Source organism: Lacicoccus kunmingensis DSM 17847 (genome assembly GCF_059568765.1).
This window is the reverse complement of sequence record NZ_JCANUC010000013.1, coordinates 27882-50319: the sequence shown is the minus strand read 5'-3', so window position 1 is coordinate 50319 and position 22438 is coordinate 27882. Positions and strand designations below refer to the sequence as shown.

Here is a 22438-nt window from a genome sequence, read left to right as displayed (position 1 = left end):
AATATGCCGGCAGCAGAAAAGATCAAAGTTGCAAATGTCAGTGACCTGGTGGCTTTGGTGGGTAAGAAAGTCATCGTCAAAGGTGAGGAGATCGGTTTATTTTTAACTGAAAATAATGAGATAAAAGCAGTGAACAATGTTTGTCCTCATAAAGGCGGACCACTTTCAGAGGGCACTGTCAGTGGGGATTTCATCTTCTGCCCGCTCCATGACACGAAAGTCGACTTGTGCACAGGTGAAACACCTGAAGAGGACTATGAATGTGTGCGGACTTACGAAGTCGAAGTGGTGGATGGAGAGGTGCACATATGCCTGTAGAATCCCGGGTATATCTTATTGGTGCCGGTCCCGGGCACCCGGGTCTTTTGACCAAAAGAGCTGAATATCTGATTCGGAAAGCAGATATAATATTGTATGACCATCTGGTGAATCCTTTCATATTGCAATACTCGAAGCCGGGTATTGAAATCATCGATGTAGGCAAGATTCCTTACACTAGACATATCAGACAGGAAGAGATCAATCGTCTGCTTGTTGAAAAAGCTGACGAACATCGGACGGTGGTAAGAATCAAAGGCGGGGACCCGGCCGTCTTCGGCCGTGTCCAGGAAGAAGTGGCAGTGCTGGAAGCAGCGGGCATCCACTGTGAAATCATCCCCGGCATCACATCGGCAAGCGCTGCCGCTGCCATGCTGGGCCTTGGGCTGACAAGCCGTGACGTCTCCATCAATGTCACTTTCACGACAGGTCATTTCAAAGAATCCGTGGACAGGGAGATCTGCCTGTCGGCACTGCTGGATGGCGGCACACTGGCCATCTACATGGGTGTGAAGCGTATGGGACATCTGATGGCACAGATCAGCAGCACGACGGATGTGGATTATCCGGTGGCGGTCCTATTCAATGCAACCCGTCATGACACTAAGCTCGTGTGCGGGAAGGTCTCGACCATCGTCGGTGAAGTCGGCGGGGAAAGAGGCGGCAGTCCGGCAATCATCATCGTCGGCGATATCGTAAATCTGATCAGCGTACAGGCGGTGTCGCGCCTGTCGCAACCGGGTAAACGTGTACTGATCAGAGGCGCCCGCGATGAGGCGTTGGGTGAGGCATATGACATCTATGAAGCGGGCGGCTGGTGCCTGATTGATGACCGTGACAGCGCCCATATGCATGAGAGCCAGCGTCTGTGGCTGGAGCAGTTGATTTCTGAGAATGAATTTGATGAAATATTGGAGTGTAGTAATACTTCCGTATATTGAAGGGTTCGATAATGAACCCTTCAATATTTTTCATTACAGGAGAGGTTCCGTATTCAAGGCCATTCATTGTTTCAATTTCCAAAACGTACTCGAAGCAATCGATTACTTCGTGGAATGTTTTGACGCAGAAGTGTATGCAGTGACGGAAGCAAGCCATGAAATGTTCGAAGATGCACCGGATGATCAGTGCGAATTGATTTCGTACTCTGCCTCTATGCCATATAATGAGCAGTAACATGATCTTAGGGGGCATTTGTGTGCAGAATGAATATTATTATGAAGTGAAGACACCGCAGGATTACGATGAAAATAAAAAATACCCGCTGTTGATTGCATTCCACGGCATCGGCCATCATGAAGAGTTTGCATGGATCAACTTTGACGGAGTGACGGATGAATTCATCGTGGTCGGTGTCCGCGGCAACCTGGAATTTAAAAATGGTTATGCTTATTACTTGCTTGAGGGATTCGGCAAGCCGGACATGGCGTCATTTGATGAATGCATTAAAAAAATGCCGGCGTTCGTGAAAGGAATCATCGAGAAGTATCCGGTGGACAAGGATCATGTATATCTCGGAGGATTCAGCCAGGGTGCAATTCTGTCCAATACACTTGCACTGCTGATGGGAGAGACCATCAGCGGCATCGTTTCCATGAACGGCTATGTACCTGAGTTTCTGGAAGAGAGATATGGTGTGAAAAGCGTGGAACATCTGGATGTGTTCCTGTCGGACGGTAAGGAAGATGAGATCTTCCCGCCGGAAATCGGACAGAAAAATGAAGCGTACTTTAGGGAAAAAGGTGCGGAAGTCTCTTATACCACATATGATACAGCGCATCAGATCGGCGAAGAGAACAAGAAAGAAGTCGCCCGCTGGCTGCTGGATCAAGTTTAGAACAAAACAAGCGATGAGGGTTGGTAAACTGCCTCATCGCTTGTTTTATATTCATTAATCCGCCTGCACGCCGCCATCTACATTATAGAGTGAGCCTGTAACGAATTTGGCATCATCGGAAGCCAGGAAAGCGACGATTTTTGCCACTTCCTCCGGTGTGCAGAAACGCCCGAAGGGAAGGCCTTGCTTGATGGGTTCACCCGATTTTTCCGGCTCGTCGGGCGACAGGTTGTTTTGGATATCCGACAGCATATCCGTATCGATCGCGGCAGGTGCGACTGCATTCACCCTGATATCGTCACCCGTCACTTCCGCGGCGGCTGTTTTGGTCAAGCCTGCGACCGCATGCTTCGATGCAATATAACCTGCCATTTCCGCTGAGCCGATATATGCGGCATTGGAGGCTGTATTGACGATGGAACCGTAGCCCTGCTGCACCCTCTGTCTGATGATGTATTTCATTCCTAAAAATACGCCGGTGGTCTTGATATTCATGATCATATCGAACTCTTTCTTATCCAGGTCTTTAATGTTCTTGAACGGTCCGTTGATGCCCGCATTGTTGAAGAATACATCGATGTTATCGAATTTCTCCACGGTTTCCTCTACATAATTTTTTACGCTTTCTTCATCAGTGACGTCCCCTTTGATGGTATGGAATTTATATGAGCCCAGATTTTCTGCAACCTGTTTCAACGCGTCTTCATTCAAGTCGACCAATACGACTGAAGCTCCATTGTCAAAAAATTCCTTGGCGCCTGCCTGACCGATGCCGCCGACATCGCCTGTAATCAACACTACTTTGTCTTCAAATGATTTACCTAAGATGTTGCCCCGTCTGTTTTATTGGTCTATAGTCCAACGATACAACTTGTCGAAATCGTTTTTAAATATTGTGTTTGAAGCGGTCATCGACTTGGGGACTGGCGGGCTCTTCATTCAAAGATCGTCTTGTAAAGGGTTTTAGTGATGCTCTCCACTTCCTCTATGTCAAGGTTAGCAAAGCCGAGCACATACTCCTTCCATGCATCATCGTCCGCCACGTAACCCGTCGAAAAGCGCCTGATGTCGTACAGTTCAAGAGAGGCTGCTTCGGCACGGGCCTTGATGTCGTCATATGACCGGTCCGTCTTGAATTTCGCGATGAAATGAAGCCCTGCCGGCACATCCACGATGTCGATCTTTTCCTTGAAATGCGCCCTCAATGCCTCGACCAGTATCATCCTGTTGTGCTCATAATGGCTGTTCATCCTTTTGACGTAACGGCTGTACTCACCGGATTCAATGAAGTATTTTAAAGTGTACAACTGGAGGCTGTCATTTCCCTGAAGCCAGTACTTGTACCGCTGCTTATACTTTTCTAGCAGCTTGATGGGGAGGATCATATAACTGATGCGGAAGCTCGGCAGAAGGGTTTTGGAGAATGTCCCCATGTAGATCACCTTCTGATTTTTGTCCAGGCTCTGCAGTGAAGGGATGCTGTCCGTGCAGTATTTGAATTCACTGTCGTAGTCATCTTCTATGATGTAACGCTCATCTTTTTCCGACACCCAGTTCAAAAGGTCAATCCTTTTGGAAATCGGCATGATGATGCCGAGCGGGAATTGATGGGAGGGTGTGAGGAACTGGATGGTCGTATTTGCCTCTTCCATCTCCCGTATATCCACCCCTTCGACATCGAGCGGGATATCGACTACATTGATGCCTTTGTCGTTCAACATGTCCCGGACCCTGGAGTAACCCGGGTTTTCAATGCCGACTTTGACGTCGGATTCGAAGAGATCGATGAGCTGGCTGATCAGCGGCTGGGTGCCGGTGCCGATGACGATCTGTTCAGCGAAGCAGTTGATGCCCCGGGTCACCGAAATCAGATTTTTGATGGCTTCACGGACTTCGAGCGGCCCCTGGGGATGGTTCAGCTGGGAAATGTCGAACTGATGATTTTGAATCACGTCCCTTTGAAAGCTCATCCATTTCTTATAGGGGAAGAAGCTGCTGTTCACGGTCATATGGGAGAGGGAATACTTATACCGTTCCAGGACTTTGCTCTCCTTTAATTCCCCGGGCAGTTCTTCCGGTAAGTGTGTCTCGGTATTATACTCATTGATCGCCTCTGTATAATAACCTTTCTTTTCAACGGCGTAGACATAACCTTCCGCAATCAGCTGGTCATATGCGGTGGCCACCGAATTTACACTGACGTTCAAATCTTTTGCGAATTCCCGCTTCGAAGGAAGTTTATATCCTTTGGGGATCTTGCCGGATATGATTATATCTTTCAGATTTTCATATATTTGACGGTATTTGAACCTCGAATTGCTTAAAGACAAGTTGATCTCCAACATACTGGGTGCTCCTTTCAATCTGGTGCCTATATTTTTATGAAATTGGTACTTTCAATTATATCAATTTTTGAAATAATGACTATACTCATATAATGAAAGGGGTTTCCATATCATGACAAGAACTGAGGTACTACAGAAGAAAAGAGAGAAATATGTATCAAGAAGCGTGAGCAACGGTAACTTGAGCATTGCGGATCACGCATACGGCGCGACGGTCACCGATCCGGAAGGGAAAGAGCTCATCGATTTCGCCGGTGCGATCGGCGTCCAGAATGTCGGCCATACACACCCGAAAGTGACGCAGGCGGTCAAGAATCAGGTCGACAGGTACCTGCACCCGGGCTTCAACTGCATCATGTATGACGGTTATATCGAGCTTGCCGAAAAGCTATGCCATCTCACCCCGGGCAGCTTTGATAAAAAAGCGATCTTCCTCAATTCCGGTGCGGAAGCGGTGGAAAATGCGGTCAAGATGTCCCGTAAATATACGGGCAGGAATGCGGTCGTCTCCTTCAAGCGCGGGTATCACGGGCGGACCAACCTGACGATGAGCATGACCAGCAAGGTGAAACCTTATAAGAACGGCTTCGGACCGTTTGCTTCGGATATTTATCCGGCACCGTTCCCATACCTGTACCGCAAGCACCCTGCGCTGACTGATGAAGAATACATCAATCAGTCCATCAAGGAGTTCAAGGACTTCTTCATAGAGACCGTGGCCCCTGAAAATGTGGCCTGCGTTGTCATGGAGCTGGTACAGGGTGAGGGCGGATTCATCATTCCCCCGAAACGCTTCGTTCAGGAAGTCGTTGAATTCTGCAGAACACACGGCATCATTTTCGTGGCGGATGAAATCCAGACAGGGTTCGGCCGTACAGGAAAATGGTTCGCGTCGGAGCACTTCGACATCGAGCCTGACCTGATGCTCGTATCGAAATCATTGGCGGCAGGCCTCCCGCTCAGCGGTGTGGTGGGCAGATCCGAAATACTGGATGCGGCAGAACCTGGAGAACTCGGCGGTACATTTGCCGGCAACCCGGTCGCCTGTGCTGCAGCGCTTGCAGTCATTGATGTGATCGAGGAAGAGGACCTCTGCAACAAAGCGGAGCGAATCGGACAGAAACTCGAGGATGTATTCAATATTTATAAAGATAAAAATGCATTCATCGGTGAATTCAGACGCCTCGGAGCGATGGTAGCGGTGGAAATCGTGAACGATGATGAAGAGAAATCGCCGGACAAAGCATTGACCGGTCAAATCACAAAATATGCCAACGATAATGGTCTGATCTTACTTTCCGCCGGCATTTACGGCAACGTCATCAGATTCCTCATACCGCTCGTCGTCACAGAGGAAGAGCTCAATAATGGGCTCGACATCTTGGATGCGGCCCTTGAAAAGGCTGGTGAGTAGAGATGACGCAGACTTTTGATGTGAGAAACCCGGCAACGGGGGAAGTCGTAGACACTCTGCCTGTCAACACGAAGGAAGAAGTGCAGGCGGCGATCGAAGCATGCCATGAAGGATTCAGGGAATGGCGTCAGACCGATGCTCATTACCGCTCCGGCATCATCAAGGAATGGTTCCGCCTGATCGAAGAAAATAAGGACGAGCTGGCCGAAATCATCACGAAGGAAAGCGGTAAGCCGCTCTTCGAGGCGCTCGGTGAAGTCGCCTACGCGAATGCCTACATCGAGTGGTATGCAGAAGAGGCCAAACGCATCTACGGCAGGACCGTCCCTGCAAATTCGCCGAATAAAAACATCATCATCAAAAAGCAGCCGGTCGGATTGGTTGCAGGCATCACGCCGTGGAATTTCCCAGCTGCGATGCTGACGAGGAAGGTGGCACCTGCACTTGCGGCGGGATGTTCCTTTATAATAAAACCTGCAGCGGAAACGCCGCTCACGACGATGAAGCTGGTGGAGCTCGCGTACGAAGCGGGTGTGCCGGAGTACGTCTTTAAAGCAGTGAACGGTTCCGGCAGTGAGATCGGGTCTTTATTCACGGACAGCCCGCTCGTCAGGAAAATCACATTCACAGGGTCGACACCGATCGGTAAATCACTGATCAAAAACAGTGCAGATACGGTGAAGCATGTCTCAATGGAGCTTGGCGGCCATGCGCCGATCATCGTCTGCGGTGATGCGGACATCGATATCGCTGTCGACCAGACAATCGCATCGAAGTTCAGGAATGCGGGGCAGACATGCATATGCGCGAACAGGTTGTTCGTTCATGAGTCAATCGTGGATGAATTCTCGCAGAAGCTGAGTGAGAAAGTTTCGGGACTGAAAGTGGGCAACGGTCTGGAGGCAGGGACCCAGGTCGGTCCGCTGATCAATAAGCAGGCGTATGAAAAGGTGAGCGGGCAGGCTGAGAATGCAGAAAGCCTTGGGGCTGAGATACTCTGCGGCGGCGAGGGTGCTGCGGATGATGAGAAGGGTACCTACTTCTTTAAGCCGACGGTCATCAAGAATGCAACCCAGGACATGGAGATCATGAGCGAGGAGACATTCGGCCCGCTGATTCCGATCCAGTCATTTAAAGAAGTTGATGAAGCGATTGAACTCGCGAACAGCCTGCCGTTTGGCCTGGCTGCATATTACTTCACAAATGATTACAAAGTGGGCTTATACTTGTCCGATCAGCTGGAATTCGGCGTCATCGGCTGGAACGACGGCGCACCGTCAGCTGCCCACGCACCGTTCGGCGGCCTGAAAGAGAGCGGCCTTGGCAAAGAAGGCGGCCCGGAAGGTTTAGAAGCCTATTTGGACACGAAATATTTATCGATTGGGAATTTGATTAATTAAATTTGCTATAGATGAAGGGAGATTAAAATTTGGAAACGCGTACATTATGGGAAGCAACCTCATCAAATAAAATTGATTATCCTCCATTACAAGGAGAGGTTCATACTGATGTTGCTATAATTGGTGCAGGTTTTACTGGAATCTCTACAAGTTATCATTTACAAGAAAAAGGTGTTAATACTGTAGTAGTAGAGGAAAAAACAGTTGGATTTGGAGCTAGTGGAAAAAACGGTGGGATGATGAATACTGGCTATAAATTATCTCCAAAAGATTTAATTAAAAAATTTGGTGTTGAAGAAGCCAAAAAATTAGATGATTATGCTTTGTTAGCTAACGAAACTGTTTTTGATATTGCAAAAAAACATAATATTGACTGTGACGTAAAGCAATGTGGCCACATAGGACTTTCAAGAAAAGCTAAGAAAATCTCTGATTTCAAAGAAACACAAGAAATTGTGAGTAAATATTTTCAACGTGATATACATGTACTACAAGGAGCGGAGATAGAGGAGGAATTAGCCTCAGAATTTTTCAAAGCAGCATATTTTGACCCACTGAGTTATCAATTCCATCCTCTTAACTATTTGAGAGGTTTAGCTCGAGTGTCAAATGGTATGGGGACAAAAATTTATGAGAATACTAAAGCCTTAAAAATTACTAAAACTAACGGGAAATTTAAACTAACTACATCTGAAGGCACGGTATATGCTGAAAATCTTATATACGGTACAGATGGTTATTCAAAAAATATTACGAAAGATCTGCACAAGGGGATTTTTCCTTTAGGAAGCTTTATCATCGCTACTGAGCAATTAAACGATGACGTTATTAATCAGTTAATACCTAATAATCGTAACCTATATGACACAATTAATTTAACAAATTACTTTAGAAGAACTTCTGATAATAGAATAATATTAGGTGGTTCTGGGATAAAGTATCCAGCTAAACTAAAATATAAACAAGAGTTGAAAATTCTGTTAAAAAGTATTTTCCCACAGTTAAAAGAAACAAGAATTGATTATTTTTGGGGAGGTTTAATAGGAGCAACAATAGATAAATTTCCAATTATCGGAAAAACATCTGAAGGTGCATATTATTCTGTAGGATATACAGGACACGGCGCTTCACAAAGTACACTGCATGGGAAATTGTTAGCACAAATAATAACTAAACAAGAAAGATTGAATCTGACTTTTGAAAATGTAAATCTAAAAACTATTCCATTTTATCAAAAAAAGGAATCTTTAGTATCTGCAGCAAATATGTATTTTAGAATTCAAGATAAGTTATAGGAGTAAATTAGGAGGGAATAAAATGGCTATAGGAGAATTGTTATTCTCAATTTCTTTTGGAGGAGCACTTATTGTAGTTGGTATCATATCAAAACTCATCTTAGACCGTATTTATACAAAATAAACACAAGGGGGAATTAAATGATTTATGCAATAGGTGCGCTCGTAGCATTCACGTTATTTATCATTGTGGGGTTGGTTGTTTCTACGAGAGTCAAAAATTTAGAAGATTACTATGTTTCAGGAAGAAATGCACCAACAATATTAATAGTAGGCTCTTTAGTTGCATCATATTTGAGTACAGTGGCGTTTATGGGTGATGTTGCATTCTCATATGAAGGATACGGCATTCCGATGCTTATCATGTCAACGTTCGTATTACCTGGTTATGTAATTGGTGTACTTTTTTTCGGAAGATTTTTACGAAGAAGCAGAGCACTGACTTTGCCAGAATACTTCGGTTCAAGGTTTAATTCCCGTGCGGTGAGGTTGATTGCTGCAGTTACTTTGATTATAGGGATTACTGCTTACTTGGTTGCCGTCACTCAAGGGGCTGGATTATTACTTGCAGAAATTACGGGTTTCAATTATATAGTATCTTTAATTATTGTTATATCGGTATTTACTATACTGACTTTTGCGGCTGGCGCAAAAGGTGTGCTGATTACTGAAACATTGATGTTCTTATTATTCACAGTGGCAACTTTTTTATCGATTCCGTATATTTTTAATACAGCTGGCGGTTATCCGGATGCAATCGTGGATTCTACCAATATAGAAAGTAAACCGGGTTTAATGTCCTGGCATGGCATCACAGGACCAGATGCCTATATGGGATCTCCCACTGAAGTATTATTGTGGTGTGTCATTATAGGCATAGTCTGGGGGTTGGTTATCTCAGTGAGCCCGTGGCAGAGCAGCCGTTATATGATGGTTAGGAATGAACACGTGGCCATCCGTTCAGGATTTATCTCTACAATAATACTTGCTTTAATATATCTGGTACTTCACTTTACAATAATGACTGTCAATGTCATAAATTCTGGGATTGACCCGACTGAAAGAGTATTTATATGGTCGGTGATAAATCTTGTTCCGACATGGATAGGTGTCCTGGCCATCAGTGGTATCTTGACAGCTGCCTTATCATCTGCATCCACATTTTTGCAGTTGATTGGCAACAGTTTTACGAAAGATATCTTCCGTACTGATAATATTTCAGAGAAGAAGTTGCTTCGTATCAGCCGATTGATGATATTGTTCGCAGCAGCAATTACACTGTTGTTTACTTTATGGCAGCCCCCAGCAATTTTTTGGATCTCAGTGTTTGCATCAACATTGTTTGCGGCAGCTTGGGGGCCGGTCGCATTTGCAAGTATATTATCGAAGAAAGTCACCAAAGCTGCGGCTTTCTATAGTATTTTATTTGGTACTTTAGGTGTTGTAATAACCGAATTAATAATACAATCCGGCATTGTTGAGCTGCCATCCTACTTAAATTCAGCCGTATTCGGTTTCATAGGGTCATTAGCTGCATTAATCATAGCTTCATTTCTGACTAGACCGACAAAAGAAGAAATCACATACAGAGAAAAACTGCTTGTTATGCCTGAAGAGGAGTACGATAAGAAAGAGGTTAAACTGACTAAAAAGTTTCCTGCGATATTAATTATTTCAGGTGTAGTTATCGTTATTGCCACATTTGTCATTTATTATATACCACTCTATGCATAAGATTTACTATGTTAAATTTCATGCAATAATTATGTCCTTCTCGATCTCTTAAAAAATACAGCTTTCCTCTCGGGGCTGTATTTTTTAAGTCTATAGGCTCCGCTAAAGATTTGAATATCCATATCATTGAGATTAATATTCAGAACGTCAGAACCAACCATACCGTTGGTCAAGCTGGTTAGATAGTTGAACGGTGATGCCCTCTGACTAATCCGTATAACTTTTGAAATAAACAGTCACCTTAAAAATTTCTTCGTTTTAGCTTGTCCAGCGATCTTATGAATTATAGAATTGCCATAAATATTATTTTATTAAATAATTGGGTGTTGTATTGATATTTTAAAGGGAGTTGGTCTTTAAGGCCTCAATCTTTCAAGGATTTAGAGTTAATATTAAAAAGGGATGATTCCATGAATTTCAGAATGGCAGCAATCGAAGATCTCAAAGACATCGTCGCACTGCTCGCTGATGATGAACTCGGGCATATGCGTGAATTGGTATCGGAGGCAGTGGGTGAAGAGTATATCCGGTCTTTCAAAGATATCGAAGCCCAGGCAGGCAACCAAATTTTGCTTGCGGTTGAAGATGAGAAGGTCACCGGATGCCTGCAGCTGACATTCATACCGACGCTTGCGCGCGGAGGTCAGAAGCATGCTCAGATTGAAGGCGTCAGGGTGCACAAATCACATCAAAGTAAAGGTGTAGGCCGTGCTCTATTTGAGGAGGCAATCCGGCTGTCAAAAGAAAATCAATGTGGCATCGTCCAGCTGACGACGGACAAAAGACGCACGGGAGCGCAGTCTTTCTATGAAAAACTGGGGTTCCAGGTTACCCACGAAGGTATGAAATTATTTTTATAAAAGATTATACGATATGATGCATTTTTCCAGCTCTTCCAAGTACAGTTTCGCCATTCGGCTGAGCTGTGCTTTTTTATTGACCAGCGTGCCGACCGTAATCTGATCTTCAACATCCAGTTTGACCGGAATGATATCCGTGCCGTTCAAATCCGCATTTAACACACCGGAGGAAATCGTATAGCCGTTCAGTCCGATCAGACAGTTGAACAGCGTCGCACGGTCACTTACCAGAATGTCTTTTGGACTGTCCAGCGTCCTCAAAATCTCTTCGGTAAAATAAAAGGAGTTGTTATGCCCCTGCTCATAGGCGAGTCTAGGGTAGGGCGTGAGATCTTCAAGTGTCACAAGATCCTTCTCTGCAAGGGGATTGTCCTTACTGATGAACACGTGTGGACTTGCTGTAAACAGCGGTTCAAAGATCAGTTGATTTTCCTTGATCAATTGGGAGAGCACTTTCGAATTGAAATTACTCATAAAAAGGACGCCGACTTCACTCGTCATATTTTTCACATCCTCTATAATTTCAAACGTCCGTGTTTCTCTTAAAGTAAACTGGTATTTATCCCCGCCGTATTTATCGATCATCTTCACCATCGCATCGACCGAAAAAGAATAGTGCTGTGTGGATACGGACAGTAATTGCTCCTGATAAGGTGAGTCAAGATATCGGCGCTCCATCAGATTGACCTGTTCGACGACCTGTCTCGCGTAACTTAAAAATTCCGCCCCGTCCGAGGATAGGATGATTCCCTTTGAAGATCTCGTGAAGATGACGATGCCCATCTCAGTTTCAAGCAGCTTGATCGACTTTGACAATGTCGGCTGTGAAATAAACAGATTTCTCGCAGCTTCATTGATGGACCCTGTATTCACGACTTCAATCAGGTATTTTAATTGTTGGATTGTCATAATGATTCACCCCGGTTTTTATTTTGTTCATTCTACCATATAGCTAAAAGTTATAACAAGCCATGAATATTAGCAGTTATGCTATTGCATTGTTCCTATGATAAGATGAATTTACATTAAAACATATAGGAGTGGTCGGATATGGCATTGAACCAACAAGTAAAAGTAAAAAGAGTCGCACCTTTCAAATTTGACAACGTAGGCAGTTTCCTGCGTCCGGCAAAATTAAAAGCAGCACGTGAGGCATTTGAAGAAGGCAGCATCACACAATCAGAACTTAAGAATGTTGAAGATATTACAATTGAAGACTTGATTGAAAAACAAAAAGAAATCGGCTTGGAAGCAATTACAGATGGAGAGTTCCGCCGCTCATGGTGGCATCTGGATTTTTTCTGGGGACTGGGCGGAGTAGAGAAAGAAGATGTGGATCAGGGCTATCAATTCGAACATGTTGAAACAAGAGCAGAAACTGCGAGGCTGACAGGGAAACTTTCCGGTGAGAACCACCCGTTCATTGAGCATTTCAAATATGTCCAGCAGTTTGCGGATGACGAGATTATCGCGAGACAGACAATCCCTGCACCTGCCCAATTTTTGGCAGAATTGACCCGCCCTGAAAATAAAGAAGCGACTGATTACCATTATCCAGATGAAACGGAGCTACTTAAAGATATCGCAGCAGCTTATCAGGCATTCATCAAAGAATTATACGAGGCAGGCTGCCGCAATCTTCAGCTGGATGACTGCACATGGGGTATGATCGTCGATGAAGATTTCTGGAAGACTTTGAATGAAGACTTCACTGTGGAAGATTTAAGCCGCAAATATGTGGAGCTGAATAATGAAGCAATTAAAGATCTTCCTGAGGATCTGGTGATTACAACGCATGTGTGCCGCGGGAATTATCGTTCAACATGGGCATCTTCAGGTGCATATGATACTGTTGCGGATGTTTTATTCGGAGAAGAAAATGTGGAAGCATACTACTTGGAGTTTGATACAGAACGTGCAGGCGGTTTTGAATCATTGTCGAAAGTGAGTGGAGACAAGCAGGTCGTACTTGGATTATTCTCATCCAAATTGCCTGAACTTGAAGACAAAGAACAAATCAAGGCACGAATAGAAGAAGCTGCGAAGTATATCAACAAAGACAGACTGTGTGTGAGTCCTCAATGTGGATTTGCTTCAACAGAAGAAGGCAACAATTTAACTGAAAAAGAACAGTGGAGGAAGCTGCGTCTAGTAAAAGAAGTTGCAGATGAAGTTTGGGGCTCGTAATGAAATTTATCCTCTGGAGTATATGAACTCCAGAGGATTTTTTAGTGGAATTATCTAATAAATTGAAATATTTATTGACTTTATTTTAAATCCTAGTAAAATTATATGATATAAAGCATACTAAGGAGGTAGGTATTTAAGATGAAGTATTTTTCAGCTATAGGGCCATTACTTTTATTAACATTAATACTCAGTGCCTGCGCAGATGACAGTGAAGTGGAAGAAGACGCAGAAGCAAGTGGTGAAACGGTGGAGAATGAGAAAAGATCCATCACTTTATCTCTGCCGTCAGATGCTGTGTCAGTCGACCCTCACGGCAGTAATGACACGCCATCGGAGAAGGTGAGATCACATATTTTCGAAGGATTGGTCAAGCAGGATGACAATCTTGAAATCATTCCATCACTTGCCACAGAATGGGAGCAAGTCGATGATTTGACCTGGCACTTCACTTTACGGGAGGACGTGACTTTCCATGATGGTGCTGAATTCAACGCCGACGTGGCCAAAGCGAATTTCGAACGTCTGCTCGACCCGGGACGTGCAGCCTCCCGCTCACACGTACTGGAGGCGATTGAAGAAGTGAATGTCATTGAAGATTACATAGTGGAAATAAAAACCGAGTATCCATTCCAGCCGCTCCTCAGTCATTTAAGTCATGGTGCCGGTGATATGATTTCACCCGAACAGATCAATGAAGATTATCAATTTGCTTTGGACGAAGCGGGAGCTGACATCACTTTGGAGGAGTACTATGAGATACGGTCGGCAGGCGGGGAAGAACATGAAGAAATTGCTGGAGAAATTTCTGAGTTTGCCGGTTCAATTGTTGAACAAAACCCGATAGGAACGGGATATCTTGAGTTTGATTCGCGCACGCCGGGTGAGAGTACATCTTTAACAGGCAATGAAGACTACTGGGGTGGCGATACGAATATTGATGAATTGACTTTAAGAGTTGTACCGGAAACCGGTTCGCGTATTGCTGAAATTGAAACGGGCGATACGGATGTTATCGGTGATGTGCCGCCGAGTGACACAGAGCGTCTCAAGTCGAATGGAGAGGTTGAACTTGTTGAAACGGAGACAGTGGCCCTTGAATACATTGGTATGAATACTGAAAGTGAGATTCTTCAGGACAAGAAAGTGCGTCAGGCGATCAGCCATGCATTCAATAAGGAAGAAGTTATCGAAGGTGTTTATGACGATGCAGGAATTGAAGCGGTGTCGCCGCTTGCACCAAATATATTTGGATTCAATGACTCACTGGAGCCGCTGGAATATGATCTTGAAAAAGCAGAACGTTTACTGGAAGAAGCGGGCTATGCAGATGGTTTCAGTCTGACCATGTATGTGAATGATGATAACCCGCAGCGTGTGGACACAGCAATATGGCTGCAGGAATCACTTCAGGACATCGGTGTTGATTTGGAAATTGTCCAGCTCGAATGGGGTTCCTTTCTAGATGCACTCGGAAATCAGGAGCATGATTTATATATCATGAGCTGGGGGAACTCTACCGGCGACCCGGATAACGGGATTAAACCAATCTTCCATTCCGACAGCAGCAACCCGGGAGCAAACTTCATGTACTTCAGCAACACAGAAGCCGATAGATTAATAGATGAAGGAAGGCAGGAAGCTGATGAAGAAAAGCGTCATGAATTATATGCCGGAGTCCAGGAAATCTTAGTTGAAGAAGCACCGGCAATCTTTATCCTTCACCCGACAGACTATAATGCACATTCAACAGGCGTAGCTGATATCGATATCAGCTCGTATGGAGAATTCGATTTTAAAAATGTGGAATAATTAATAAAACCCGGTTGCAGCAATGTCTGTAAACGGGTTTTATTATAAGTGACTGAGCAGTGTCGTTGCGATTGTAAAATATATTAAGAGCCCCATGATGTCATTGATCGTAGTGATGAACGGCCCGGAAGCGACAGCTGGGTCGATATTCAATTTCTTGATGACGACAGGTATGATTGCGCCGATCACCGCTGATAAGCTGAGTGTAATAATCAGGGTTGAACCGACGATGACAGCGAGCATGAGGTTCCCCGAAGGATACAGCAGTGGAATGATGATGAGCAGCATGACGGAACATGCCAGGCCGAGTAAAAAGCCGGTGCCCAGTTCTCTCCACAGCGTTTTAAGTATGGAACCAGGCCCGATGTTTCCAAGGGCGAGGTTGCGGACGGCGACAGTCAGGGCCTGCGTGCCTGTATTCCCGGCAGAATCCATGATCAGCGGGATGAAGGCGGACAGCAGGACGACCGCTTCCAGCGTGTTTTCGAAAGCGCCGATGATATTGGCTGTGATCATGCCGAAAAGCATCAATAGAATAATCCAGGGACCACGCTTTTTCGCAGATTGAAAGATGGTCAGGTTATGATTCATTGCGCCTCTTGTTGTACCCAGTTCACCGAAATCCTCCTCTGTTTCAATCTGGACGACATCGAGGACATCATCCACTGTGACGATACCGGCAAGGAGGCCGTGTTCAGTGATGACGGGTAATGCAATAAGGTCATATTTTTTAATTATTTCTGCGACTTCTTCCTGGTCTTCATCCACACTGGTCGTAATGAAATTCGTCTGCATGATGGATTCGACCGTTTCGCTGTCACGTGCAACAATCAAATCCCTCAATGATAAAACACCCTGCAGGCGGTGCTGATCGTCCACGACATATAAATAATATATCGTCTCTGCAGCCGGCGCTTCTTTTTGCAGGCGTTTCAAAATATCTTCAGCCTTATCCATACGGCTGACAGCGATATATTCTTTGGTCATGATCGTGCCGGCGCTGTCTTCTGCGTAGTTCAGCAGTTCTTCAACTTCCGCATTTTCTTCATCCGTCATCAATGATAAAATTCTGAGCCGGTAGGAATCATCCTGGATTTCCAGAAAATCTGCCACGTTATCCGCAAACATATAATCAAACATCTCTGCTATATAATGATCATCCAGCTCCTCAGACACTGCATTCTGGTGTTCTAAATCCAAAGCCTGGAAGACGCTTGAAAATTCTTTTGCAGATAAATATCCTTTGATCTGTTCGTGCTGCTGATGATCCAGGGCAGCAAAGATGGCGGCACGGTCCATTGGATGGATATTCAGAAAGATTTCCCTGAATGCCGTCTGATCATCCTTTGATAATGCCGCTCTGATTTCCTCGTGAAAACTCACTATACGCTCCATTAAAAGTCACCTTTCTCTAATCTTCCCATAGTCTGCTGCGGCCACTTACAGATGTTAAATAGACTCCCATAAATTATACCATTGTATCTTTTTCTGTCTCAATTTTGCTGTGTTCGTTTTCCAGTATAACTTTAAAGACGTCCAACGATCCGTTCGGGGATGCGGGAAGGAGCGTCATAAGGCGGATAACATAAATTTGGAATTTGCATAGAAAGCCCTTGGCGAAACACAGTTTCGTTAATATAGAATTATATTAAAACTTTAAACAAAAATAAGAAGAAACTCCAAATTACTAGAATTTTATGTAATAATTGCATCTATATAATTGTTCAAATTTTTAAAATATTGATGGGAGGTTTTATTTTGGGCAAAGACACAGCTAAAAGTAAGTTTGAAATGCCGCATATTTACGTCATTTTGTTCATTTTGATTACACTTGCCGCAATCGCGTCTTACATAGTACCGGCAGGGGAGTTCGCCCGGGAGGAAGTTGACGGCCGTTCTGTAATCATTCCTGGCACGTTCGAATTTATCGCACAGTCACCTGTGGGGATCTTGGAATTTATGACGGCGATTCCGCGTGGGGTTGAGCAGACGATCGCGATTATCTTCGGTATTATGGCGATCGGTGCGATGTTCAGGGTCATCGAGAAAACGGGTGTTATCGATTTAATCATCAACGTTTTAATTAAAGGGTTCGGCAACAAAGGTTTACTGATCATTCCGACGATTGTTGTACCTTTGGCAATTTTCGTTGCCTTGACAGGTAATATTGAATCATCGCTGATTTTCTTACCGGCGTTACTGCCTTTATTCTTAAGGCTCGGTTTTGACAGAATGGCTGCGACAGCCACAGTATTGATTGCGACCGTGGTCGGGTTCAGTGTTGCTTTGACTGCGCCTGCCAACTTAGGTACGGCACAGGCAATCGCGGAACTGCCGATGTTCTCAGGTATCGGCTACCGTGCAATCGTACTGACTGTAATGACGATTGTCGGTATAATCTTTGTATCGATGTATATTAAACGCGTACAAAAGGATCCATCCAAAACATTGATCACTGATGATGTGGATGATTCGGAGTTTACCGACAAAGGTGACGAAGAAATAAAAGTGACGACAAGAACGGTTGTTGCTACATGGGTATTTATTGCAGCACTGGGATTTATGTTATTCGGTATTTTCCAATATCAGTGGTACTTCATCGAGCTCGCAGGGTTCTATATACTGGCTGGTTTGATTACCGGTTTAATCGGTGGTCTCGGGCCTTCTAAAATTGCGGAAGCGATGAACGAAGGGGTCAAAAATATTCTTTTGGGTTCTCTTATCGTTGGTATTGCGCGTGCAATTTCCGTCATGCTTGAAGATGGTCTGATCATGGATACGGTAGTTAACGGGCTGAGCCTTGCGATTACTGCTATTCCGGAATCGATTGTTCCTGTCGCAATGATGATCATGCAGGGGCTGCTTAACTTCCTGATTCCTTCGGGAAGCGGACAGGCAGCAGCAACGATGCCTATCATGGTCGGTATTGTCGACCTGACAGAAATGACAAGACAGACTGCCGTACTTGCCTTCCAGTTTGGTGACGGGTTCTCCAACATTTTCTACCCGACATCCGGTTACTTCATGGCGGCACTTGCGATTGCCAAAATCAAGTATACAGACTGGCTCAAGTTCATCTGGCCGCTGCTTCTGTTATGGTATGGATTAGGTGCAGTATTCTTACTTATTGCATTCTTCATCGATTGGGGTCCATTCTAAAGTGTAAAATATGAAAGGGTGTATGCATATGAGATGTGGTACGAAATGCTTTATGGTGACGGTGGAAAAAGATAATGGTAAAAAGACTTATGAAGTTCCGGCTCGCAGCGCCATCGATGCCAGAAAAATAAGCCGCCGCCGTTATGGTGAAGATCTTATCATTCACTCTGTTCATAAAAAATAACTGATACAGGCAGTTCCTTATCTTAATGATGAGGCACTGTTTTTTATTGTTTAAATTTGTGTAATAGTAAACAAATATTTATAATTGAAATAGTAAGCGGTTTGATGTGTTTATTAAAAGGGGGAGTAAATATGATTGATGGTTTGCAAAGTGTCATGCTTTACGTTGACAATCAGGAACAATCCGTAGCTTTTTGGACAAAAGACTTGGGGTTTGTAATTAAATCAGAAGACATTATTTACGATGACTATAAATCAGTGGAAGTGGCGCCCAGTCTGGATTCACAGACGAGTATCGTGATTTTTGACAAGGCCTTCATAAGGGAGGCGAGTCCTGAAGTGAATCTCGGAACGCCGTCACTCATGTTCCAGGTGAAAAATCTGGATGAACTGTATGCTGATTTTAATAATAAAGGCATCAGGGTCGGAGATATCGTGGAGACGCCCGACGGCCGCGTGTTTAATTTTTCGGATGATGAAGATAATTATTTTGCTGTGAATGAAGTCAAATAGTATATGAATCTGAATTATTTTGAAAGGAGGGATACCGGTGGCGGATAATATGAAGACCGTCAATCCATTCATCATTACGGATAATGCGAAAAACCTGATGGATTTTATTGAAAAAGTTTTTGATGGCACGACAGATGAAAATGCATTGACGATGGACAAAGACGGTTTGATATTACATGCTGAAATGGAAATTGGTGATTCACTCATCATGCTGGTGGACCGGAAGCCGGACTGGCCGTTCACCCCTGCATTCATCCAGGTATATGTGGACAGTGTCGAAGAGACGCTTGCGAAGGCGAAGGACAACGGTGCGACAGTCATTACAGAGCCGACTGAATATATCGGAGTGAAGTTTTCGCGGATTTCGGACATGCATAAAAATATCTGGTGGGTTTATGAAATGATGGACGATTATGACTGGTCTCAGGATTTCAATATGGAAACCGGGGAAGTTCAGGAAAATGACAGAGCGGATTATATCAGAAATACCATTGTGGAAGCGATGAACAGGCTCTGACAACGTAAAAACAGCTGTGATTGGAATTTTTCTAATCACAGCTGTTTTTATTTACTTCAATTTATCCTTGTTCAATGACGTGCCGATTTCTCCGGTTTCCATTGCCTCGACGACTTTATCGCATGCTTTGACTCTGAGGTTTTTCAGCGCTTCATCGGAATAATAGGCGGAGTGCGGGGTAATCAGCACCTGATCTTTATTCAGCAGTGCATCACTGAAGTCAGGTGGTTCCTGTTCAAGCACATCGAGCGCAGCACCGCCGACTTTGCCGGATTCGACCGCCTGGACGAGATCGTCCTCTTTAATGATGCCGCCGCGGCATGTGTTGATGATGAATGTGCCGTCCTGCATGAGTTTCAGACTGTCTGCGTTAATGATATGCTTTGTCTCATCAGTCAACGGTACATGAAGACTCAAGTGGTCGGAACGCTGCATCAACGCTTCAAAGGACACGGATTCGACTCCGTACTCCTCAAATATTTCCCGGGGAATAAAGGCATCGTGGGCAATGATTTCTGCGCCGAACGGTTTCAGTTTTTCAGCAACTTTTTTGGCGATTCTGCCGAATCCGAGCAGGCCGACTGTCAGGCTGCTTATCGGTTTTATTCCTGTAACAGCAAATGAATCCCAGCTGCCATTTTTGACGACGGCACTGTAATCCGACAGTCTTCTCATACCATGGAGCATCATGGCGACTGTATGATCCGACACTTCCTCGATACAGTAATCCGGAATGTTTGAGACATGGATCCCTTTATTACTGGCGGCTTCCATATCGACATTTTGATACCCCATGCCCATGGCGATGATCGCCTTACAGTGATCGAGTGTGTCGATGAGCGCTTTATCGACGATGAAGCCGACCTGGAACATGACGACCGATGCAGAACCCGAATATTTTTTCGAGTCCGCATCAAAGTCTTTCAGCCTGGTGACGGCCACTTCATAACCTTCTTTGTTCAAACGTTCAATTTCATAATCATGCGTTTCCCAGACATCATTTAAAATCCAGATGAGTGGTTTAGTCATAACGGTCAACCTCCATTAATTGGTTACTCAAACAAACCGGGCAGGAACATCGAGATCGCAGGAATGAATGCGATGATCAACAGACATACGATCATGATCAGCACAAACGGCATGACGCCGGTTGCGACTTGTTCGAATTTGACTTTACCGACACTGGAGGCGACGAATAAGTTGACGCCGAGCGGCGGTGTAACAAAACCGATGGCAAGTGCCACGACGAGAATGACCCCGAAGTGAACCGGATCGATACCGACAGACGTGACGACCGGCAGCAGAATCGGTGTCAAAATGATCAATGCTGAAATGGTATCGATGAACATGCCGACGATCAGCAGCAGGATAATGATGATGATGAGTATGAATATCGGGTTCGATGTCAGCTGCATCAATCCATCGGCAATCGTATTCGGTATTTGCTCAAGCGTCATGAAGAACGCGAATGACACAGAGAAGCTGATGATGATCATCGTTGTTGCGTTGATGAGAATGGTCTCCATAAAGGCGTCGTACATTCCCTTCCAGTCGAGTTCTTTATGTATGAAGACACCGACTATGATCGCATATACGACGGCTGTCACTGCAGCCTCTGTCGGGGAGAAGACCCCGCCGTAAATTCCGCCGAGAATGATGACCGGGACGAATAAGGCCCATTTGGCATCCCATGACGCTTTTAAAACATCTTTGAAAACGAGTTTTTCTGCGCCTTCCTGAGGCTTATATCCACGCTTTTTAGAAATCAGGTAAGCGGTGATCAGTAACGCTGCACCGATTAAAATACCAGGCAGAATACCTGCCATGAACATTGCGCCGACGGACACACTGCCGACTGCACCATACACGACGAACGGAATGGACGGCGGAATGATGACCCCGATGGAACCGGCTGCGGCAGGAACACCTGCTGAGAATCCTTTATGGTATTTGTTGTCGATCATCGCCGGAATCATGAAGCTTCCGATGGCAGCAACTGTTGCCGGGCCGGAACCCGCGATGGCGGCAAAGAACATACAGGCAACAATCGTTACAAGAGACAGACCGCCCCTGATCCAGCCGACAAGTGCCGTCGCCATGGCGAGCAGACGTTTTGAAATCCCGCCTCTGCCCATAAGAATTCCGGCAAGTATGAAGAACGGAATCGCAAGCAGTGAGAATGAGTCAAGCGACGTAAATGCTTTTTGTGCAATCAGATTTATTGGAAGATCGGTTCCAAACCAGATGGCAACGATGGCCGCTGCTCCGAGAGAAATCGCAATCGGTACGCCGATCAGGAAGCACACTAACAGGACAGCAAATAATATGATGATTATATTCATAGCGGTGCCTCCTCTTTCTCTTTTTCTTCTTCTTTAATGTTCGAGTAATCTTTGCGGATGATTTCGAGCAGCTGCTGGATGAGGCGGATGGCCATGCTGAGCGCGCCCAGTGGCACCGCAATATAGACGACCCACATCGGAATCTGCGTTGCCGGTGATACCTGGCCGTACTGGAGCGTTGCGATGACCAGGTGGGTACCAAAAATCGCAACCAGTATAATGAGCAGAAACCATATTAACGTAGATGTGATATCCATGATTTTTCTTGTTGCACCGTTGAATAGATTTACAAAAGCGGTCACTTTTATATGTTCTCTCAGTTTTACCGCATAGCCGGCGCCTACCCATACCTGGAATATGTGGATGTATCTTGCGAATTCTTCCGTCCAGCTGGGTGCGCTCTGGAAAACGTAACGGCCGACGACCTGTCCGAATATGAGCAGGACCATCAGAACGAGTGTGGCAATCAGAAAACCTTCTTCAAATCTGTTAAAATATTTTTTCATATAGAGTCCCCTTATT

General features: G+C 44.9%; 22 protein-coding genes. 15 read left to right on the top strand and 7 right to left on the bottom strand.

Annotated elements, in window-relative coordinates; all coding sequences use genetic code 11:
• Positions 1-3: 3 nt before the first annotated feature.
• The 4 genes from BO48_RS11975 to BO48_RS11960 are packed head-to-tail and all read left to right on the top strand — an operon-like array spanning position 4 to position 2155.
• Entirely contained in the window at positions 4-318 is a 315-nt protein-coding gene (locus BO48_RS11975) for a nitrite reductase (NAD(P)H) small subunit (RefSeq protein ID WP_052255181.1), read from the top strand.
• A complete protein-coding gene (gene cobA / locus BO48_RS11970) occupies positions 309-1259 on the top strand; it encodes a uroporphyrinogen-III C-methyltransferase (RefSeq protein ID WP_496367685.1) in 951 nt (316 codons plus the stop codon). Before BO48_RS11975 ends, cobA begins: the two co-directional genes overlap by 10 nt.
• A complete protein-coding gene (locus tag BO48_RS11965) occupies positions 1222-1494 on the top strand; it encodes a hypothetical protein (RefSeq protein ID WP_496367684.1) in 273 nt (90 codons plus the stop codon). Before cobA ends, BO48_RS11965 begins: the two co-directional genes overlap by 38 nt.
• Before the next feature lie 22 nt (positions 1495-1516).
• Positions 1517-2155, top strand: coding sequence for an alpha/beta hydrolase (locus tag BO48_RS11960; protein WP_496367683.1), 639 nt, complete (start codon positions 1517-1519; stop codon positions 2153-2155).
• Between the two features lie 54 nt (positions 2156-2209).
• On the opposite strand, the gene BO48_RS11955 is transcribed toward BO48_RS11960, so the two are convergent.
• Together BO48_RS11955 and gabR are read right to left on the bottom strand one after the other, a co-directional pair.
• Positions 2210-2983, bottom strand: a complete 774-nt coding sequence (locus tag BO48_RS11955) for an SDR family NAD(P)-dependent oxidoreductase (RefSeq protein ID WP_496367720.1) — start codon at positions 2981-2983, stop codon at positions 2210-2212.
• Positions 2984-3090: 107 nt separating this feature from the next.
• Positions 3091-4500: a MocR-like transcriptional regulator GabR gene (gene gabR, locus BO48_RS11950; protein WP_496367682.1), complete on the bottom strand. Its 1410-nt coding sequence runs from the start codon at positions 4498-4500 to the stop codon at positions 3091-3093.
• 112 nt (positions 4501-4612) lie between these two features.
• Here gabR and gabT point away from each other — a divergent pair, with 112 nt between their 5' ends.
• The 5 genes from gabT (at position 4613) to BO48_RS11925 (ending at position 11203) form a co-directional block, all read left to right on the top strand.
• Positions 4613-5914, top strand: a complete 1302-nt coding sequence (gabT, locus tag BO48_RS11945) for a 4-aminobutyrate--2-oxoglutarate transaminase (protein WP_496367681.1) — start codon at positions 4613-4615, stop codon at positions 5912-5914.
• 2 nt (positions 5915-5916) lie between these two features.
• The gene (locus BO48_RS11940) at positions 5917-7314 is read left to right on the top strand and encodes an NAD-dependent succinate-semialdehyde dehydrogenase (protein ID WP_496367680.1); all 1398 of its coding nucleotides are present in this window, start codon (positions 5917-5919) and stop codon (positions 7312-7314) included.
• Positions 7315-7343: 29 nt separating this feature from the next.
• Entirely contained in the window at positions 7344-8609 is a 1266-nt protein-coding gene (locus BO48_RS11935; RefSeq protein ID WP_496367679.1) for an NAD(P)/FAD-dependent oxidoreductase, read from the top strand.
• Positions 8610-8750: 141 nt separating this feature from the next.
• Positions 8751-10343, top strand: a complete 1593-nt coding sequence (locus BO48_RS11930) for a sodium:solute symporter family protein (RefSeq protein ID WP_496367678.1) — start codon at positions 8751-8753, stop codon at positions 10341-10343.
• A 410-nt stretch (positions 10344-10753) separates the two neighbouring features.
• Complete coding sequence (locus BO48_RS11925) at positions 10754-11203, top strand: GNAT family N-acetyltransferase (protein ID WP_496367677.1); 450 nt, start codon at positions 10754-10756, stop codon at positions 11201-11203.
• Here BO48_RS11925 and BO48_RS11920 read toward each other — a convergent pair.
• Positions 11198-12112 carry a LysR family transcriptional regulator gene (locus BO48_RS11920; protein WP_052255161.1) on the bottom strand — a complete coding sequence of 305 codons (915 nt, stop codon included), beginning with the start codon at positions 12110-12112 and terminating at the stop codon, positions 11198-11200. The genes BO48_RS11925 and BO48_RS11920 overlap by 6 nt on opposite strands.
• Positions 12113-12253: 141 nt before the next feature.
• Between BO48_RS11920 and BO48_RS11915 the strand changes: the two genes are divergently transcribed.
• Positions 12254-13390, top strand: coding sequence for a 5-methyltetrahydropteroyltriglutamate--homocysteine S-methyltransferase (locus tag BO48_RS11915; protein WP_496367676.1), 1137 nt, complete (start codon positions 12254-12256; stop codon positions 13388-13390).
• 141 nt (positions 13391-13531) lie between these two features.
• The gene (locus tag BO48_RS11910; RefSeq protein WP_496367675.1) at positions 13532-15202 is read left to right on the top strand and encodes a glutathione ABC transporter substrate-binding protein; all 1671 of its coding nucleotides are present in this window, start codon (positions 13532-13534) and stop codon (positions 15200-15202) included.
• Positions 15203-15244: 42 nt separating this feature from the next.
• On the opposite strand, the gene mgtE is transcribed toward BO48_RS11910, so the two are convergent.
• Positions 15245-16597, bottom strand: coding sequence for a magnesium transporter (mgtE, locus tag BO48_RS11905; RefSeq protein WP_496367674.1), 1353 nt, complete (start codon positions 16595-16597; stop codon positions 15245-15247).
• A gap of 363 nt (positions 16598-16960) precedes the next feature.
• Between mgtE and BO48_RS11900 the strand changes: the two genes are divergently transcribed.
• The 4 genes from BO48_RS11900 (at position 16961) to BO48_RS11885 (ending at position 19574) form a co-directional block, all read left to right on the top strand.
• Positions 16961-18361, top strand: a complete 1401-nt coding sequence (locus BO48_RS11900; protein WP_496367673.1) for a YfcC family protein — start codon at positions 16961-16963, stop codon at positions 18359-18361.
• 28 nt (positions 18362-18389) lie between these two features.
• On the top strand, positions 18390-18545 hold the full coding sequence (locus BO48_RS11895) for a hypothetical protein (RefSeq protein ID WP_496367672.1): 156 nt from the start codon (positions 18390-18392) through the stop codon (positions 18543-18545).
• Positions 18546-18676: 131 nt separating this feature from the next.
• Complete coding sequence (locus BO48_RS11890; RefSeq protein ID WP_496367671.1) at positions 18677-19057, top strand: VOC family protein; 381 nt, start codon at positions 18677-18679, stop codon at positions 19055-19057.
• A gap of 37 nt (positions 19058-19094) precedes the next feature.
• Complete coding sequence (locus BO48_RS11885; protein ID WP_496367670.1) at positions 19095-19574, top strand: VOC family protein; 480 nt, start codon at positions 19095-19097, stop codon at positions 19572-19574.
• A gap of 51 nt (positions 19575-19625) precedes the next feature.
• Here BO48_RS11885 and BO48_RS11880 read toward each other — a convergent pair whose 3' ends face one another.
• From BO48_RS11880 to BO48_RS11870, 3 genes are read right to left on the bottom strand one after another with little or no spacing between them, the layout of a single operon-like run.
• A complete protein-coding gene (locus tag BO48_RS11880; protein ID WP_496367669.1) occupies positions 19626-20603 on the bottom strand; it encodes a C-terminal binding protein in 978 nt (325 codons plus the stop codon).
• Positions 20604-20626: 23 nt separating this feature from the next.
• Positions 20627-21916 carry a TRAP transporter large permease gene (locus BO48_RS11875; protein WP_092986696.1) on the bottom strand — a complete coding sequence of 430 codons (1290 nt, stop codon included), beginning with the start codon at positions 21914-21916 and terminating at the stop codon, positions 20627-20629.
• The gene (locus BO48_RS11870; protein WP_496367668.1) at positions 21913-22422 is read right to left on the bottom strand and encodes a TRAP transporter small permease; all 510 of its coding nucleotides are present in this window, start codon (positions 22420-22422) and stop codon (positions 21913-21915) included. Before BO48_RS11870 ends, BO48_RS11875 begins: the two co-directional genes overlap by 4 nt.
• Positions 22423-22438 lie beyond the last annotated feature (16 nt).